The organism is Streptococcus agalactiae (assembly GCF_949788565.1).
GTDB classification, from domain to species: Bacteria; Bacillota; Bacilli; order Lactobacillales; family Streptococcaceae; genus Streptococcus; species Streptococcus agalactiae.
Genome location: NZ_OX460931.1, coordinates 1,813,775 through 1,830,811, shown reverse-complemented (window position 1 = coordinate 1,830,811; position 17,037 = coordinate 1,813,775). Strand labels below are relative to the sequence as shown.

Here is a 17,037-nt window from a genome sequence, read left to right as displayed (position 1 = left end):
GATGAAAGGATACTCTATGGCAAAATGCTTAACGTTAAATACTCATTCATGGATGGAAGTAAATGCTCTAAAGAAATTATTTGATTTAGCAGAGCATATCTTCCGTGAAAAATATGATATCATCTGCCTACAAGAGGTGAACCAGAGCATATCTTCCCCTCTTGCTAAGAGTAGTCCAAATTATCATCCGATTGAAGGTACACCAGCTCTTCATCAAGATAACTTTGCCTTGCAATTAGTGCATTACCTAAATCTTCAAGGTCTACACTATCATTGGACATGGGCTTATAATCATATTGGTTATAGCAAGTACCATGAAGGGGTAGCGATACTTTCTCTGAAACCATTAAAGCCAAATGATATTTTAGTTTCAGCTGTAGACGATGAGACTGATTATCATACTCGTCGTGCTCTGGTAGCTGAGACCACTCTGAATGACAAAGTCGTTACAGTAGTTAGCCTCCATTTATCATGGTTTGAGAAAGGATTTGCGGAGGAGTGGAAACGACTAGAAACTACCCTACTTGAGGTAGAAACTCCACTTTTACTCATGGGTGACTTTAATAATCCTACTGGAAATCAGGGTTATGAACTTGTTCTTAATAGTCCATTAGCATTAAAGGATAGCCACCAAATAGCCAATCATGTATTTGGGGACCATACTATTATGGCTGATATTGATGGTTGGGAAGGGAATAAAAAGGCTCTTAAAGTTGACCATATTTTTACTAGCGAAGACCTTTCAATCAGTTCAAGTCAAGTAGTTTTTGAAGGTGGTGAAGCACCTGTCGTTAGTGATCATTACGGCTTGGAAATTACCATAGATTTCTAATATCTTATAATAAAAGATACCCTTAGATTCAGATAAAGTCTGTATCTAAGGGTATTTTAATAGAAATAATTTATTTTTAATACTTAACTACTTAATTAGGTGTTCAAATAGTTATATATATGTTAAAATTAGCATATATTTATTATGCTTTTAAAATTAGCCTCATGGACGTCACATATTAAGATGGGATAACTCACAAACGATACCTATGAGAAGAATATAGTAGTGGCTCTATTGTGACTATTAATATTCAAGTAATAAGATAGAGGATATAAGGTGAATATTTTTATACTTGAGGATGATTTTGTTCAACAAGCCCATTTGGAAAAAATCATTAAAGAGATTAGAGTACAGTACAATCTGCATTTCAAAACAGTAGAAACGTTTGCTAAACCAGTTCAATTATTGGAGTCAATTTATGAAATAGGTTTGCATAATTTATTTTTCTTAGATATTGAAATAAAAAACGATGAGCAGATAGGCTTAGAGGTCGCAAAACAAATTAGACAAGTTGATCCTTATGCTCAGATTGTTTTTGTTACAACTCATTCAGAATTAATGCCTTTAACCTTTCGTTATCAGGTATCAGCTTTAGACTATATCGATAAAGGACTTTCACAGGAAGAGTTTAGCCAAAGGATTGAGGAAGTATTGTTGTACGTAGATGGCATTTGCAATAAGCCCTTAGTGGAAAATTCATTCTACTTTAAGTCGCGTTACAGCCAGGTACAATTACCTTTTAACGATCTTCTTTATATAGAAACATCCTCAAGATCACATAGAGTTGTCCTTTATACTGAAAAAGATAGAATGGAATTCACAGCCACTTTGGGGGATATTTTAAAACAAGAACCTAGGCTCTTTCAATGTCATCGCTCTTTTTTAGTAAATCCCTTAAATATTTTTAAAGTGGATAGGATAGATAGATTAGTTTACTTCCAAAATGGAACGACTTGTCTGATTTCACGCAATAAAGTGAGAGATATAGTATCTATAGTGGATAAATATCAAAAGGATAGAAAAAGATGAGTTCTATTTTAGACTGTCACTTCAAAACTTCTTTACAGGAGAGGTTGGTTGTTCAAAGAAAACTCCAATTGGCTAATATGATAGATTATAGCCACCATATTGAAGTTTCTTTAGAGACAGATGAACCTAAGATAGCCATGTCTTATTTTACATTAAACATAAGCAAATTTTTATCATAGAAAATTCGATAGTCGAGGAAAGAATAGATGCTTCACGTTTGTTTGGTTATGGAGCAAGTAGCAAGGGAGAAGATAGAGGGTTAGGCCTTTATAATGTCATGAAAGTTATTGACCGTTATCCTAATGCATCTATTAGTACAAATAGTGAACAACATACTTTCCGTCAGGGCTTAGAAATAATCTTTTAGCTATATTACTTTACAATCATTTAGAGAGTAAGTGAGAAAGCTCATTTTTAACCTTTAGCTCAGTCGCTATATTTTAGTAATTGATTTTTCAACTGTCTTAATTATTGAAAGGAGACAATACTATGTTATTACAGCTAGATAATATCACTAAAAGCTACGGAAAAAAAATAGTACTTAACCAGATTTCCTACCAGTTTACTCCTGGTTTGTATGGACTCTTAGGAGCAAATGGTACTGGCAAAACAACCTTATTAAATTTGATGAGCCACTTTACATTCGCAGATAGTGGGAATATTTATTGGAATGGACAGGAGCAGTCGGAAGAATTTTATCGTCACATTGGTTTTTTACCGCAACATTTTCGCTATTATGATCAATTTACTGGCATTGCTTTCTTAAATTATATCGCTACCTTAAAAGGTGTTGATAAAAAGAAAGCTAAACAAGAAATTCCTAGATTACTAGAGCTTGTTGGTTTAGGCGATGTAGGTAAAAAGAAGATTTCATCATATTCCGGTGGTATGAAGCAACGTTTAGGCATTGCTCAAGCACTTATCAATGACCCTGAAATACTTATTCTGGATGAACCAACTGTTGGACTTGATCCTAAGGAACGGGTTAAATTTCGCCATATTTTGAGTCAGTTATCTACCAATAAAATTATCATTTTATCAACGCATATTGTGTCGGATGTGGAAGCTGTTGCCAAAGAAATTATAGTATTAAAAAATGGTAAATTTATCGAACAGGGCAACACCGCACAGTTGTTGAAAACTATTGAGGGAAAAGTGTGGGAAATAACGACTGAACCAGATTTATCTCAGATACCCAATATTGCTATTGTTAATGAAAAAGTCATTTCAGATAGTCGGGTATTTCGTGTAGTGAGTGATATTTGTCCGAGTGATTCGGCACAGTTGGTTATTCCGACTCTAGAAGATTTCTACATCTATCATTTTAGAGGGGAGTAAGCAAGATGATATCAATTTTTCCTTTTGAATTAAAAAAACTTCTACAACGTAAGGCAGCATTGGGGGCTTTTATTATCTTCCTTCTTGCTATTTTTGGTCTATTTTACCAGCATTTTTTTGTTGGGCAAATTAGTGGCTATTCTGCAGATAAAATACATGGTCGAGAAGCGGTTGCCATTAATCGTAGAATAGCTGAAAAATATTCAGGGGATTTATCTGAAGAACGAGTAACAAATATTATTAAAAACTATGTTAATCCACCAGCAGGACGCCCCCCTATATTTGATGTTTTTAGTTATTATGTGGCAGACACTTTTGATCGTGATTTTTTAATTTACTATAACCAATTGAAAGATGATAAAACAATTGATTTTAATAAAATAAATATTAAAGATCAAAAACAGTTGGGTTCTGCGCTACCACTAAAACAACTAAAGTTAGGTAACTTTGCTCCTTGGAATCAACTTTTCGAAGTAAGTAATAGTACTTATATTTTAATTGTCTTATTTACTCTATTCTTATCAGCTCCTCTTTTTTCAGGAGATAGGGCTAAGAAGATTAATCCTATACTACTGACGACTCGGTATGGACGTGGTCAGTTGACCTGGGCTAAGTTAGCTAGTACAATGACCATCGGTATTTCCACATTTATCCTAGCATATGCCCTCATTCTGACGGTATTTGCAGATTATTTTGGTTTTAGTGGTTGGGAGACAAGCGTTCAACTGAATTTATACTGGACATCACCTTTGGCTAATATTATGGGATTTCCTGTACCTATGACAATATCAACTGCTTTTGTTCATATTATTGTCTTACAATTTGTTGGACTCCTTTTTATAGCCAGTCTTAATTTCTTTATATCAAGTATCACAAATTCGCCATTAACATCTTTTGCTGTTTCAACGCTTGCCTTTTTTGCTCCTAGCTTTTTAATGGCTATGTTTAATAAAGGTGTGATAAACAAGTTATTAACTATTTTCTCAGTATCAACGACAGACACTTCAGCTTTACTTTTAAAATTATCACGTAATGGTAGTCCTGGCTTTTTCTTTGATAGTTTTTCTGCTAATGAAATCTGTCTGATCAGTCTACGTATGTTAATTGCAGTGTTATTGATAGCTTATACCTATCGTTTAATGCGACGAAGAAGTTTATAGTTCCCACTGGTTATCTGAACAAGAAATTATTCTAAGCTGATTTTCTTTTGCGAAATCAGCTTTTTTATTTCCTAATATGGTTGATAAGGTATTAACAATAATTATCAGATACCATTTAAGGCGTTTCAATGACTTTTTGGGATAATTGAGATATTCTTCTGAAGAGATTGGTATCATAGTAATGATAACTTATAGAAAGTAATGTTAAGGATGAAGAGAAGTAAGTGCGTGGATAATAAGCAGCATAATACATCAATGATTAGCTTGCTACAATACCTTTTTTCCATACTGGTCATTTTAGTTCATAGTGGAAGGTTATTTAGTCAGGATGTCATTCATTTTACCTTTAAAAGTTTCCTAGGTCGGATGGCTGTTCCTTATTTTTTGATTTGTACTGCTTTTTTTTTGAGAGGTCGTATACAGCAAGGTTTGTGTAATCACTCCTACTTTCGTAAACTGATTAAAAAGTATAGCATGTGGACTATCATTTATTTGCCTTATGGTTATTTCTTTTTTGAATCTCTAAATATAGCGAAGATCTATTTGCTGCCGGGTTTTATTGTGGCATTTTTGTATTTGGGTATGTCACATACTCTTTGGTACATCCCTGCTGTTATTCTAGGTTGGTTCATTATTCAAGGATTATTGAAGTATGTAGGAACTAGGGGGACATTTATCACAGTTGTTGTACTCTATTGTATTGGAGCAGTAGAGACCTATTCTGTCTTTGTACAGTCAACAAAATTTTATCCCCTGATGTCCACTTATATGTCAATTTTTCAGACAACACGAAACGGATTATTTTACACTCCAGTTTATCTTCTAGCAGGATATTTACTCTATGATTATTTTAATACTGACCTATTTACCAAATCGCGTGGTCTTAAGTATATCCTCTTCCTTTTACTTCTAGCTTTAGAGAATGTTCTTATTTATTTTAATCAAGGGTTGGATAAAAATTTCTTCTTATTAGCTCCTTTATGTGCAGTATTCTTATTTAACTGGAGTATACGTACATCACTGTTTAAGGACTATCGTTTAAGTCCTTTAAAGCAGTTGAGTGTCTATTATTTCTTCCTTCACCCTCTTTTTATTGGCATAGTGTCTTACTGTTTAAAATCAACTTCCTTAGTTGCACACCATCAAGGAAAAGTGATTTTTGTGATAACCTTGGCATTAACACATGCTTGTGCTCTACTCATAATAAAGGTTGTTAATAAGATACCCTATCAAAAAATTATTCCATTATCTCTTTCGAAATAGTGATTCATATAAGAGAAAGTTTAAAGTTATAGTGATGTAAAGGTTGTGTAAACTATTAGGATACATGACCTTTTTATTGTTCTGTTTTTAAAAATTAATTATATAGAATAGTCCACACATAGAGTAGAATAGTCCATTTTTTAAACCGCTTTCATTTGTTAGAATGATAGTAAAGGTTATCTTATTCAAAGTATTGATAAAACTTTCAGAACTAATTTAGGGTAATGTAATAAATAGGAGGAGAAAGATGAAGCGGAAATTCCTAATTGGCAGTCACGGAAAACTTGCGAGTGGGTTGCAGAGTTCTATTGATATTCTGACAGGCAAGGGACAAGAGATTCAGACAATAGATGCTTACATTGATGATAGTGACTATACCAAGTCTATTGTAGAATTTATTGATGAGATTGCACCAGATGAACAGGGGCTTATTTTTACAGATTTGTTAGGTGGCAGCGTTAATCAGAAAATGGCGACTGCTGTAATGAATAGTGGGAAAAATAATGTTTTTTTAATAACGAATAGCAATTTAGCGACCTTGTTGTCATTACTATTTTTGAAACCTGAAGAGGAATTAACTAAAGAAGAAATTGTAACCGTTATCAATGAATCTCAAGTGCAGCTGGTAGATCTCAGCTTTAAAGCGGGTTCAGAAGATGACTTTTTCGATTAATAATTAGGAGGAAAAAAATGATTACTCAAATTCGTGTTGACGACCGTTTGATTCACGGGCAAGTGGCAGTTGTATGGACTAAAGAATTAAATGCACCACTTTTAGTGGTGGCTAATGATGAAGCTGCAAAAAATGAAATCACACAGATGACTCTTAAAATGGCTGTGCCTAATGGCATGAAATTATTAATCCGTTCAGTTGAAGAATCAATAGCTCTATTTAAAGATCCACGCGCAACTGACAAGCGTATTTTTGTGATTGTCAATTCTGTTAAAGATGCCTGTACAATTGCTAAAAATATAACTGATTTAGAAGCAGTAAACGTCGCTAATGTAGGACGCTTTGATAAGTCTGATCCAGCTACAAAAGTCAAACTAACATCAAGTCTCTTATTAAATCCAGAAGAGTTGGAAGCCGCAAAAGAATTAGCCAGCTTACCAGATTTAGACGTCTTTAACCAAGTATTGCCTTCAAATACTAAGGTTAACTTGAGTCAGCTAGTCAAATAAAGTGAGGTATGACATATGATAATGCCAGCGACGATGGCAGCTTTAGCTGTATTGATTTGTTTTGGGGGAAATTACTTAACAGGTCAAAGTATGATGGAGAGACCACTTGTAGTTGGTCTTGTAACAGGAATGCTACTAGGTGATATTAAGGTTGGTATCTTAATGGGAGCCTCCCTAGAAGCGCTATTTTTGGGAAATGTTAATATTGGGGGTGTTATTGCAGCAGAGCCAGTAACAGCAACAGCGATGGCAACAACTTTTACCATTATTTCAAACATTGATCAAAAAGCAGCAATGACTCTAGCTGTTCCGATTGGAATGTTGGCAGCATTTGTTGTTATGTTTTTGAAAAACGTCTTCATGAATATCTTTGCACCGATGGTGGATAAAGCTGCAGCCGCAAACCATCAAGGTAAACTTGTGATGCTTCACTATGGTACATGGATTATTTACTATCTCATTATCGCTTCTATTTCTTTCATTGGTATTTTAGTAGGTAGTGGGCCTGTTAATAGTTTTGTCCATCATATTCCTCAAAACCTGATGAATGGCTTAAGTGCGGCGGGAGGCCTCCTTCCAGCTGTTGGTTTTGCTATGCTGATGAAATTATTATGGACAAATAAATTAGCTGTTTTTTACTTGCTTGGTTTTGTTTTAACAGCTTATTTAAAATTACCAGCGGTTGCAGTTGCTGCCCTAGGAGCAGTTATTTGCGTCATTAGTTCACAACGTGATATAGAATTAGACGCAATTACTAGAGGTGCGATCAGTAAACAGACAACCTTTGACTCTAAAGAATCAGAAGAGGAGGACTTCTTCGCATGAAATCACAGGATAATTTGACTAAAGAAGACCGTAAAATGCTTCGCTCAGTCTTCTGGCGCTCATGGACGATGAATGCTAGTCGTACTGGGGCAACACAATACCACGCAGTAGGGGTTATTTATACTTTACTACCAGTCATCAATCGTTTTTATAAGACTGATAAGGATAAAGCAGAGGCACTGGTCCGTCATACAACATGGTTTAATGCCACCATGCACATTAACAATTTTATTATGGGTCTTGTTGCATCTATGGAAAAGAAAAACAGTGAAGATCCTGATTTTGATGCTAGTGCCATCACCGCAGTTAAGGCTTCTTTGATGGGACCTATATCTGGCGTTGGTGATTCATTCTTTTGGGGAATTCTAAGGGTTATTGCGGCAGGTATCGGTATCTCCTTGGCAAGTACAGGCTCAGCCATGGGAGCTGTTGTCTTTCTACTCTTGTATAACATTCCAGCTTTTCTGATTCATTATTATAGTCTCTATGGAGGTTACTCTGTAGGTGCAGGGTTTATCAAAAAATTGTATGAATCAGGTGGTATTAAAATTGTTACTAAGACTTCAAGTATGCTTGGTTTAATGATGGTAGGCTCAATGACTGCTTCAAATGTTAAATTCAAGACAATCTTAACGGTAGCAGCTAAAGGAGCTAAGGAAGCAGCTTCCATACAAAGTTACCTTGACCAATTATTTATTGGCGTAGTGCCACTGTTGGTAACGATATTAGCCTTCTGGCTTCTACGTAAAAAAGTCAATATCAACTGGATCATGTTTGGTATTATGGTGTTAGGTATTGTACTTGGTCTCTTAGGTATTTGCTAATAATCTCCTAGCATTAAAGGTAAGTGGAACAAGACGATACTTGTTTAGCTTATCTTTTTTTCTTTTGAAAGTTATTGTATGAAAGGAGTTGACTATCTTTATTGGATAGCTATTTGCTATAATAAAAGGAGATGGAAATGAGAGGATATAGAATGGAAGAACGCTTTAAGAAACGACTACAAGATGATATCTCTAAACATTTTTCCCGCCAGTCTTTAATTTTATCCTTGTTATTGATTGCACTTTTCGTCCTTTTTTCTTTAGCGCCTCAGCAGATAGGCCTTTATAAAGATGTTAATTCAGTTTCCTATAGTTATAAGCAATTGATTCAAAAACATGATACCTTATTAGATGACTTAGGTAAAAATAGTTTGAAACCATTTGTCTCAGGACACTTAGGAAGTGCTGATTTGAGTAAGCAATATTATCATTTAAGGAATCATTTACAAAGTCAAACAGAACTTTTAGTATTCTCACCTAATCAAGAACTTTTGTTTGCTAGTAATTCACATTTAGGTAATTTTTTTAGTAAGTCTATTTACATTAGTGAAGTTTTAGATAAGGCTAAAATAAATCAAAGGCTACTAAAAATTATTGTAGATAGTGAGGGAGGGCATTACCTTGCACTCATTAAGCCAATTATAGTTAATAAAAAAGTTTCAGGTTATGCCTTTTTATTGATGAATGGGAAAGACTTTTTACTTCCAACGAAGGCTATTAACTCAGACTTGATTATTGCCGATCAGCTAAATAATAGCTTTACTTTTACTAATCGTGATTTTATCTCCTCTAGTTTAGATAAGGTAGATAGTCAATTCTTAACTAGATATTTTAGTTTTCACGATCATCGAGCTTTTGTTGTTAGGAAAGTAGCTCTGCAAGACAATATCCTACTTTACATGTATCGTCCCCTGATACCAGTAACTCTGGTCGTCCTTTTTTCTCTAGTATCATCAGTTATTATTTTTGTAATTTTACGACGAAAATCTAGAGTTCTAGCCGATCGCATCGCAGTAAAAAATTCTAGCGCCATAAATCAAATGGTGCTAGATATGGATGCCATTTCCCGCCAAGAAAAATCTAGTATTGAGCTTGATAGTCAAGATGAATTTCAATATCTATCTGTTCAAATCAATCAGATGGTTTCACGGTTAAAAGATTTACATGAGAAAACTCTCGATTTGGAAACACAAAAGTTGCTGTTTGAAAAGAGGATGTTAGAAGCTCAGTTTAATCCTCACTTCCTTTATAATACCCTTGAGACAATTTTAATAACCAGTCACTATGATTCACAATTAACAGAAAGAATCGTTATACAACTAACAAAATTATTGCGCTATAGCCTTAGTGGTAGCACAGAGGCAGCTGTGCTTAAGGATGATTTAGCAATCATTGAATCCTACCTCTTGATTAATCAAGTGAGATTTGAAGAATTAACTTACACTATTTCAGTATCCCCTGAACTTGAACACATGCGTGTACCAAAACTTTTCTTGTTACCGCTAATTGAGAATGCTATTAAATATGGCTTAAAAGAACGTCATGATGTAGCAATAAACATAGATATTTGGCAAGATAGTGATGGAATTTGGTTTACTGTTTCAAATAATGGATCAGGTATTAGTTTGGCTAGGCAAAAAGCCATACGTACAATGTTAAGATCAACTCACTCGCATCATGGGCTTATTAATTCTTATAGACGATTACAATATCAATTTTCAACAGTATTGTTAGAGTTTACGAAGACAGATGATGCTTTTCGAGTTAGCTATATAGTAAAGGAGTGAGTTATGTATAGATTACTTATCGTTGAGGATGAGCACCTTATTCGTAAGTGGTTACGCTATGCTATTGATTATCAATCATTGAATATTTTAGTGGTTGGTGAAGCAAAAGATGGTAAAGAAGGAGCTCAATTAATTCAGGAAGAGCAGCCAGACATTGTTTTAAGTGATATTAATATGCCAATTATGACAGCATTCGATATGTTTGAGGCAACCAAAGGACAATCTTATGCCAAAATTATTTTATCTGGCTATGCTGATTTTCCAAATGCGCAATCAGCTATTCACTATGGCGTTCTTGAATTTTTAACAAAACCACTAGAAAAGCAAGCTTTGATTGATTGTTTAAAAACAATTATGGCTAGAATTGAGGAACATAAGGAGAAGCACCTACAAGAGCATACAGAATTGTATTTACCTCTACCACAAGCTAATGACCAAGTTCCTGAAGTTATTAAAGATATGCTAGCATGGATTCATAGCCATTTTCATGGGAAAATTGTGATTAGCCAGTTAGCTCACGATTTAGGTTACAGTGAAAGTTATCTTTACACAGTCACTAAAAAGCACCTTCATATAACTTTGAGTGATTATATAAATCAATATCGTATTAATCAAGCCATTCAGTTGATGTTTAGAGAACCAGACCTAATGGTTTACCAAATTGCAGAAGCTGTTGGTATTTATGATTATCGTTATTTTGATAGGGTTTTTAAAAAGTACTTGGGTCAGACAGTAAAAGCGTTTAAGGAAGAACATATTTTTAAACAGATGGATTAGGTAGGTGAAAGATGAAAGAAAAACAGTCGAAAAGGCTTATTTATATACTACTGGTTGTTCCCATTATTTTTATAAGTGTTTTTACATACAGTATTAGCCAGCCTTCTAAACTACTTCCACCAAAAGAATTAGTTATTCTAAGTCCAAATAGTCAAGCCATTTTAACAGGAACGATTCCAGCTTTTGAGGAAAAATACGGTATAAAAGTTAAGCTTATTCAAGGTGGGACAGGGCAACTAATAGATAGATTAAGTAAGGAGGGTAAGCAGTTAAAGGCGGATGTTTTCTTTGGAGGAAATTATACGCAATTTGAAAGTCATAAGGCATTGTTTGAGTCTTACGTATCAAAGAATGTTCATACTGTTATTCCAGACTATATCCATCCAAGTGATACGGCGACACCTTATACTATAAATGGGAGTGTCTTGATTGTAAATAACGAATTAGCTAAGGGACTTACCATCAAGAGTTATGAAGATTTATTACAGCCTTCCTTAAAAGGTAAAATTGCCTTTGCAGATCCGAATACTTCCTCTAGTGCTTTCTCACAACTCACCAATATACTCTTGGCAAAGGGTGGTTACACCAATCCAAAAGCGTGGAACTATGTTAAAAAGCTACAACATAATATTAATGCTATCAAATCTTCTAGCTCTTCAGAAGTTTATCAATCAGTTGCAGAAGGCAAAATGATTGTGGGGCTGACTTACGAAGACCCTAGTGTCAATTTGCAAAAAAGTGGTGCCAATGTTTCTATTGTGTATCCGACAGAAGGGACAGTTTTTGTCCCATCTTCGGTTGCAATTATAAAGAATGCTCCTTCTATGAAAGAAGCAAAGTTATTTATTAATTTTATGCTTTCTTTAGATGTTCAAAATGCCTTTGGGCAGTCAACGAGTAACCGACCTATTCGTAAAGATGCCCAAACGAGTAATGGCATGAAAGCTTTAAAGGATATTGCTACTCTTAAAGAAGATTATCGCTATGTCACTAAGCATAAGGGCCAAATCCTTAAAACCTATAATCGTATTCGTAGAAATGCTGATTAAATGAGAATATAGAAAAACTCCTCGGAATCATTGATTCCGAGGAGTTTAATCATCGTCCTCGTCGCTTTCGAAATCTTTTTTCCAATAACGATAAAGACTAATGCATGCCAGAAATCCGGCTATAATGGGAACGATAATAAATAAGAGGTCAATCACTGTATCCATGGGCAATATACTCCAATGATAAGAAGTCATTATTGTTTATAGTGCGTACAATAATGTTAAGGTAAAACGTCGGTCATTATAAGTTTTTTGACATCCTCTAAACTCATAGATTTTGTTAATATTTTTTCAGGTATCTCTTTTAAGAAGTCTTTCTCAAGCCACCATCTTGCAAGAGAATCTTCTCCAAATTCTAAAGATTTAAGTCGAGTTGAATGTCTTTTAACAGTTTCTTAAAAGCTTAAATCATAGTAATAAGCATAAGTATTGTTGGGGTTATGTTTTAAAATATGTTTCCAAACAGGCGTATACCAATCAGAACGAAGTATGCCTTCAAGGATGATGTAGGAACAGTTATGGTAACCATAATTTAGTAAATTGATCAAAAGGGGAATGGTAGTAGTATTTTCACCATCCTTAGTTCCTAACATCTCTCTACGAAGGTAATCCTGAGATAAGAGAAGGGTATCTTCCCCTAATTTGGCTTGAAGTTGTTTAGCTATTGTAGACTTTCCGCTAGCTCAATTTCCCCTGATAATAATGAGCGTGGCTACCATTAGTTCACCATATTGCTTTTGAGATAGGCATCCACTAAGAGTTCAGTTGCTTGAATAGAATCGATATGGGTACGTTCATAAGAATGACTAGATTCAATACCTGCACCAAGTAGCGCGTGTTTAACTTCCGCACCAGCACGCATGGCAGCGGAGGCGTCACTACCATAATAAGGATAAATATCAAGTTTATAAGGAATATTATTGTTTTCAGCTAGAGAAACAAGATGTTGACGTAATTCATAATGATAAGGACCAGAAGCATCTTTAACACAGATAGAGACAGTATATTCGTCAGTTTCTTGATCGTCTCCCATAGCTCCCATATCAACTGCTAGATATTCTACAGTTTCATTTGGAATGCTTGAATTTGCTCCATGTCCTAGCTCTTCAAAGGCACTAAAGTAGAAATGAGTAGTATAAGGAAGTTGAATGTCTTCTTTCTTGTAAACAGAAAGAAGTTCCATTAGGATACCAGCGGATACCTTGTCATCTAGGTAACGTGATTTAATAAAGCCGCTGTCTGTTATGATTGTACGCGGATCAAATGAAATGAAATCACCGACCTGGATGCCTAAAGCACGTGTTTCGTCAGCAGTTGTTACTTTCTCATCTAAACGAATTTCCATATTTGTTTGATTACGTTCAGCAGTTCCAGCGTCTTTGTAAACATGGACACTAGTTTGATGAATAAGAGCAGTTCCAGAAATTTCTTTACCATTTTTTGAGAGGTGTATAGTACAGTTTTCTCCTTCAATGGCATTGTATGTATATCCACCAATAAGGTCAATTTTTAACCGACCATCTGGTTTGATGGCCCTAACCATAGCACCAAGTGTATCAAGGTGAGCAGTTATCATGCGATGTTTAGTATCATTTTTTCCTTTTAGAGAAACCATGACGCCTCCCTTGTTTGTGCGAATTGGTGAGTAGCCAAACGCTTCCAATTCTTTGATGATATAGGTCATGATTGTTTGGGTAAACCCTGTTGGTGAAGGGATTGATGTCAGGGTTTTAATGTAGTTTAATGTTGTTTCCATACTATTTCCTTTAGGCTTTAAAGTTCGATAATGTTTCAACGATAATATTTGCGATACGTTCAACGTCGCTAGAAGTTCCTCGCAATTCAAAGTCTCCTAACATAGGAAACCCAAACCGTTCAGAGTATTGTTTTGCAGTTAAACAGTACTGATTGTTAAAATTTCTATTTCCAGAGCCAACAATTCCGATACAATTTTTGACATTATTGTGTGCAGCTATAAAATCACCAAGTGGAATGGTAAGAATTTCTTGATCGCCATTGTCAATGCCATTTCCTCCCTCGAGGTAAGTGGGTAATAGTGCTACGAAAGGTTGGTCAACAGGAAAGGTTTGATGATTTTGTTCCTTGATATTAATAGTCGAAACCTGACAGTTATGCCAAGTTGACAGTTGTTCACTAAGACGTTTGACAAAGCTTTGAGTATTGCCGCTAAGACTGATATAGACTAGGGTTAATTTAGGCATTTAGTACTCCTTAAATCTAAATTTCTTGTTATCAGTTTAGCAAAATCATGTCAGATAAACAAGCTAGAGTGGTATCTCAATATCTGACTATTTAGAGAGAAAATCTATTGTTGAGACTAAAAACTGAGGTTGATTGGCCTCAGTTTTTAGTGATGACTATATTTGTTTCTTTTTAAGTAAACTTCCCACGAGTCCAAGTATTGCGACACCAAAGAAAGCCAGATAAGATTGTTTTTCTTGTCCAGTTTTAGGTAATGTTTTTTCTTTCTGTTGTGTATAGATAGTGTCTGCGATATTTGGAGAAGCTTTTGCTTTTGTATAAGCAGTTGCAACCATGTGGTGAATTTTTTGTTTCTCTATTTGGCTTAACTTTTCTTGATGTGATGGCTCAGTAAGGTCTACTTTTTCTTGTTCAGTATAGACAAATCGATAATCACCAAATCCTTCATCTTTGGTAGAACTAGCGATATACTGAATATCCTTGCTATTAGTAACAAGATTTTTAGCTTTATCGGCTGTTTGGAATCGTAAATCAAGGCCTTTAATAGACTCTGTGAAGCCCCAGTTATTATCAGCTGTAGGATTGATGGTTTTCTCTGAAATAATATAGTTGATAATAGTTTGGCGATTTTCTAAGTTCAGCAAACGGTTCATTGTGGCATTTTTAGCCCCAGGGAAGGTACCACTAGCACGGTAGTTATTGGTCACAATCATAAACTCTTGTTTGTCTGCAACAGGCTTACCATTGTACATTAAATCGCGTACTCGACTAGCTTGACTATTAACAACTTTTCCATCTTTATTGTATTTATTAGGTTGTGTAATATCAAATTTATAAGTCAAGCCGTCAATAACGTCAAAATTATAGGTACGATATTCGGTATTGATAATATTTTGCGGTGCTTTATTGTTAGGGTCAATTTGGTTAAATTGACCAGCGGACATTTCTAACCATTCACGTAAGTCTGCTCCGGTCACTTTTAAAAGTGCAGTAACATTATCATAAAGGTAAAGATCAGCTACGTTTTTAATTGCAACAGGTCCAGCTGGAATATCAGTATATGCGGTAGCATCGCCACGTGTTCCAGCTTTAAATGGTGCTGCAGCAGATAGAAGTGGTAAATTTGCCTCAGGTGTTCCTTTCAATTCATTTGCAACGTACCAACGTTGAGCGTTGTTAACAATTTGAACTGAAGGGTCATCTTTAACTAGTGCAAAGTAACTTGTAATTGGCGCAGTTGTTGTACCTACTTGTTGGCGAACATAGTTGATAGTGCCATCGTGTGCTTCCTTAGCCAATGCAATGATACGCTCGTCAGCAGTTGTTGAGTTCATATCAATTTTACGGATTTTAGCACTACTTTCGGAGACTTGCCATTTTCCATTAGTATAACTAAGTCCTAAATCAATAATACCAAGATGATCTCCGTACTTGCCTGCCATTGTAACAGGTGTTCCATTTATTTTTCCGTTGATACCATCAACTCCAGTGTATTTTTCATAGAAGCCCGTACCGTTACCTGATGGAAATTCAGCGTGTGAGTGTCCCGTAACGACGGCATCCACTCCCTTGATGCTGGCAATTTGATAGCCAACGTTTTCTTCACCTTCTTCATATCGATCATCTCCAATGCCAGAGTGTGATAAAACGAGAATGACATCTGCTCCTTTAGCACGCATAGTAGGAACGATTTCTTCGATTGCTTTAACTGAATCTTTGACAATAACCTTTCCCTCTAGGTTAGCCTTGTCCCAGTTTAAGATTTGAGGAGGTACAATTCCTGTAATTCCAATATTTAGTGCAACAGATCTTCCTGTTGAATCTTTGAAGGTTTTAGTAATGATGTCATAAGTTTTAAAAACTGGTTGATGTGTTTTGAAATCCAAAACATTTGCGTTGAGGATTGGAAGGTTGGCTGTAGCAATGATTTTTTTGAGGTAATCTAAACCGTAATTAAACTCATGATTACCTAGTGTTGATGCATCATAACCAAGAGCATTCATGGCTTGGTACATAGGATGTTCTTCATTTTCTGCGACAGGTTTAACGATTGCTTTATAAGTTCCTAAAGGTGTCCCTTGAATGACATCTCCGTTATCAACTAAGACGGTATTAGGATTTTCTTTTTTTGCTTCTTCAATAAGGACAGCAGTTTTTGCTAACCCTATTTTTTGAGATTCTTTATCTTGATAATAATCATAGTTAACTAAATTGGTGTGTAGGTCTGTGGTTGACATGATGCGAAGGTCAACTTTTTCACCTTCAATAGGTTTGAGATCACCAGTTGTGGTTTCTGTGGCAACAGGCTGTGGATTTTGATTATTGGCAGTGGTATTTGTGCTTGTGGCTGTTGAAGCATCAGTTATTGCAGTTGGAGTAGAAGTAACGTTTGACTTTTCCTCTGCAATTGTGCTAGTGGGGGTAGTTGATTCAACCTTTGTAGCGGTTGAACTTGGTGTTGTAACAATGTCTTCTGCTTGAACAGCTAAACCACTTGTTGCTGTAGCTGTTAAGACAGTTAAAGCGAATACGCTTTTTGAAAAATAATGTTTTGACATAAATCTCCTCCATTAAAACATTACATGTATATTATCCTAATCTAAAAACTATTATAGCTTATTGAAAACGTTTAATCAATCTCATTTACGAATTATTTTTGGTGATTACACCAAAAATAATCGTTTATTTATAAAGGATAACTTGGTGAGACACATTTACTTGGTATTTAATTCTTTTTGAGCCTCTAAC

General features: G+C 35.2%; 16 protein-coding genes and 2 pseudogenes. 13 read left to right on the top strand and 5 right to left on the bottom strand.

The annotated features are described in order from the left end of the window. Positions 1-16: 16 nt before the first annotated feature. The 5 genes and pseudogenes from QOR44_RS09275 (at position 17) to QOR44_RS09250 (ending at position 4,359) form a co-directional block, all read left to right on the top strand. Complete coding sequence (locus tag QOR44_RS09275) at positions 17-832, top strand: endonuclease/exonuclease/phosphatase family protein (RefSeq protein ID WP_001029869.1); 816 nt, start codon at positions 17-19, stop codon at positions 830-832. A gap of 276 nt (positions 833-1,108) precedes the next feature. Beyond that, a complete protein-coding gene (locus QOR44_RS09270; protein ID WP_001019933.1) occupies positions 1,109-1,861 on the top strand; it encodes a response regulator transcription factor in 753 nt (250 codons plus the stop codon). A gap of 68 nt (positions 1,862-1,929) precedes the next feature. Then, positions 1,930-2,228, top strand: a pseudogene (locus QOR44_RS10275) (GHKL domain-containing protein). Between the two features lie 122 nt (positions 2,229-2,350). Then, positions 2,351-3,199: an ABC transporter ATP-binding protein gene (locus QOR44_RS09255; RefSeq protein ID WP_000926589.1), complete on the top strand. Its 849-nt coding sequence runs from the start codon at positions 2,351-2,353 to the stop codon at positions 3,197-3,199. Between the two features lie 5 nt (positions 3,200-3,204). Then, on the top strand, positions 3,205-4,359 hold the full coding sequence (locus QOR44_RS09250) for an ABC transporter permease subunit (RefSeq protein ID WP_000623426.1): 1,155 nt from the start codon (positions 3,205-3,207) through the stop codon (positions 4,357-4,359). On the opposite strand, the gene QOR44_RS09245 is transcribed toward QOR44_RS09250, so the two are convergent. Next, complete coding sequence (locus QOR44_RS09245; RefSeq protein WP_001866975.1) at positions 4,354-4,536, bottom strand: hypothetical protein; 183 nt, start codon at positions 4,534-4,536, stop codon at positions 4,354-4,356. The genes QOR44_RS09250 and QOR44_RS09245 overlap by 6 nt on opposite strands. A gap of 51 nt (positions 4,537-4,587) precedes the next feature. Here QOR44_RS09245 and QOR44_RS09240 point away from each other — a divergent pair, with 51 nt between their 5' ends. From QOR44_RS09240 to QOR44_RS09205, 8 genes are all read left to right on the top strand, one after another. Continuing rightward, positions 4,588-5,622 (top strand): acyltransferase family protein, encoded by a 1,035-nt coding sequence (locus QOR44_RS09240; RefSeq protein ID WP_000369169.1) that lies wholly within the window; start codon positions 4,588-4,590, stop codon positions 5,620-5,622. Positions 5,623-5,869: 247 nt separating this feature from the next. Then, positions 5,870-6,295 (top strand): PTS sugar transporter subunit IIA domain-containing protein, encoded by a 426-nt coding sequence (locus QOR44_RS09235; RefSeq protein ID WP_000823122.1) that lies wholly within the window; start codon positions 5,870-5,872, stop codon positions 6,293-6,295. Between the two features lie 17 nt (positions 6,296-6,312). Beyond that, on the top strand, positions 6,313-6,804 hold the full coding sequence (locus QOR44_RS09230) for a PTS sugar transporter subunit IIB (protein ID WP_000632641.1): 492 nt from the start codon (positions 6,313-6,315) through the stop codon (positions 6,802-6,804). Positions 6,805-6,819: 15 nt separating this feature from the next. Continuing rightward, positions 6,820-7,629: a PTS mannose/fructose/sorbose/N-acetylgalactosamine transporter subunit IIC gene (locus QOR44_RS09225; RefSeq protein WP_000605775.1), complete on the top strand. Its 810-nt coding sequence runs from the start codon at positions 6,820-6,822 to the stop codon at positions 7,627-7,629. Then, the gene (locus QOR44_RS09220) at positions 7,626-8,453 is read left to right on the top strand and encodes a PTS system mannose/fructose/sorbose family transporter subunit IID (protein WP_000841956.1); all 828 of its coding nucleotides are present in this window, start codon (positions 7,626-7,628) and stop codon (positions 8,451-8,453) included. Before QOR44_RS09225 ends, QOR44_RS09220 begins: the two co-directional genes overlap by 4 nt. Before the next feature lie 137 nt (positions 8,454-8,590). Then, positions 8,591-10,240 carry a sensor histidine kinase gene (locus QOR44_RS09215; RefSeq protein ID WP_001215136.1) on the top strand — a complete coding sequence of 550 codons (1,650 nt, stop codon included), beginning with the start codon at positions 8,591-8,593 and terminating at the stop codon, positions 10,238-10,240. Between the two features lie 3 nt (positions 10,241-10,243). Beyond that, on the top strand, positions 10,244-11,017 hold the full coding sequence (locus tag QOR44_RS09210) for a response regulator transcription factor (protein ID WP_000286068.1): 774 nt from the start codon (positions 10,244-10,246) through the stop codon (positions 11,015-11,017). Positions 11,018-11,028: 11 nt separating this feature from the next. Continuing rightward, complete coding sequence (locus QOR44_RS09205) at positions 11,029-12,066, top strand: extracellular solute-binding protein (RefSeq protein ID WP_000660658.1); 1,038 nt, start codon at positions 11,029-11,031, stop codon at positions 12,064-12,066. Between the two features lie 221 nt (positions 12,067-12,287). Here QOR44_RS09205 and QOR44_RS09200 read toward each other — a convergent pair. The 4 genes and pseudogenes from QOR44_RS09200 to QOR44_RS09185 all read right to left on the bottom strand — a co-directional run bounded on the left by QOR44_RS09200 (position 12,288) and on the right by QOR44_RS09185 (position 16,847). Further along, positions 12,288-12,785: pseudogene (locus QOR44_RS09200) on the bottom strand (kinase). Continuing rightward, positions 12,785-13,822, bottom strand: a complete 1,038-nt coding sequence (locus tag QOR44_RS09195) for a M42 family metallopeptidase (RefSeq protein ID WP_000450418.1) — start codon at positions 13,820-13,822, stop codon at positions 12,785-12,787. The pseudogene QOR44_RS09200 and the gene QOR44_RS09195 overlap by 1 nt, the downstream one beginning before the upstream one ends. Before the next feature lie 10 nt (positions 13,823-13,832). Next, a complete protein-coding gene (gene nrdI, locus QOR44_RS09190) occupies positions 13,833-14,288 on the bottom strand; it encodes a class Ib ribonucleoside-diphosphate reductase assembly flavoprotein NrdI (protein ID WP_001125401.1) in 456 nt (151 codons plus the stop codon). A 156-nt stretch (positions 14,289-14,444) separates the two neighbouring features. Further along, positions 14,445-16,847: a bifunctional 2',3'-cyclic-nucleotide 2'-phosphodiesterase/3'-nucleotidase gene (locus QOR44_RS09185; protein ID WP_000033922.1), complete on the bottom strand. Its 2,403-nt coding sequence runs from the start codon at positions 16,845-16,847 to the stop codon at positions 14,445-14,447. Positions 16,848-17,037: the final 190 nt, after the last annotated feature.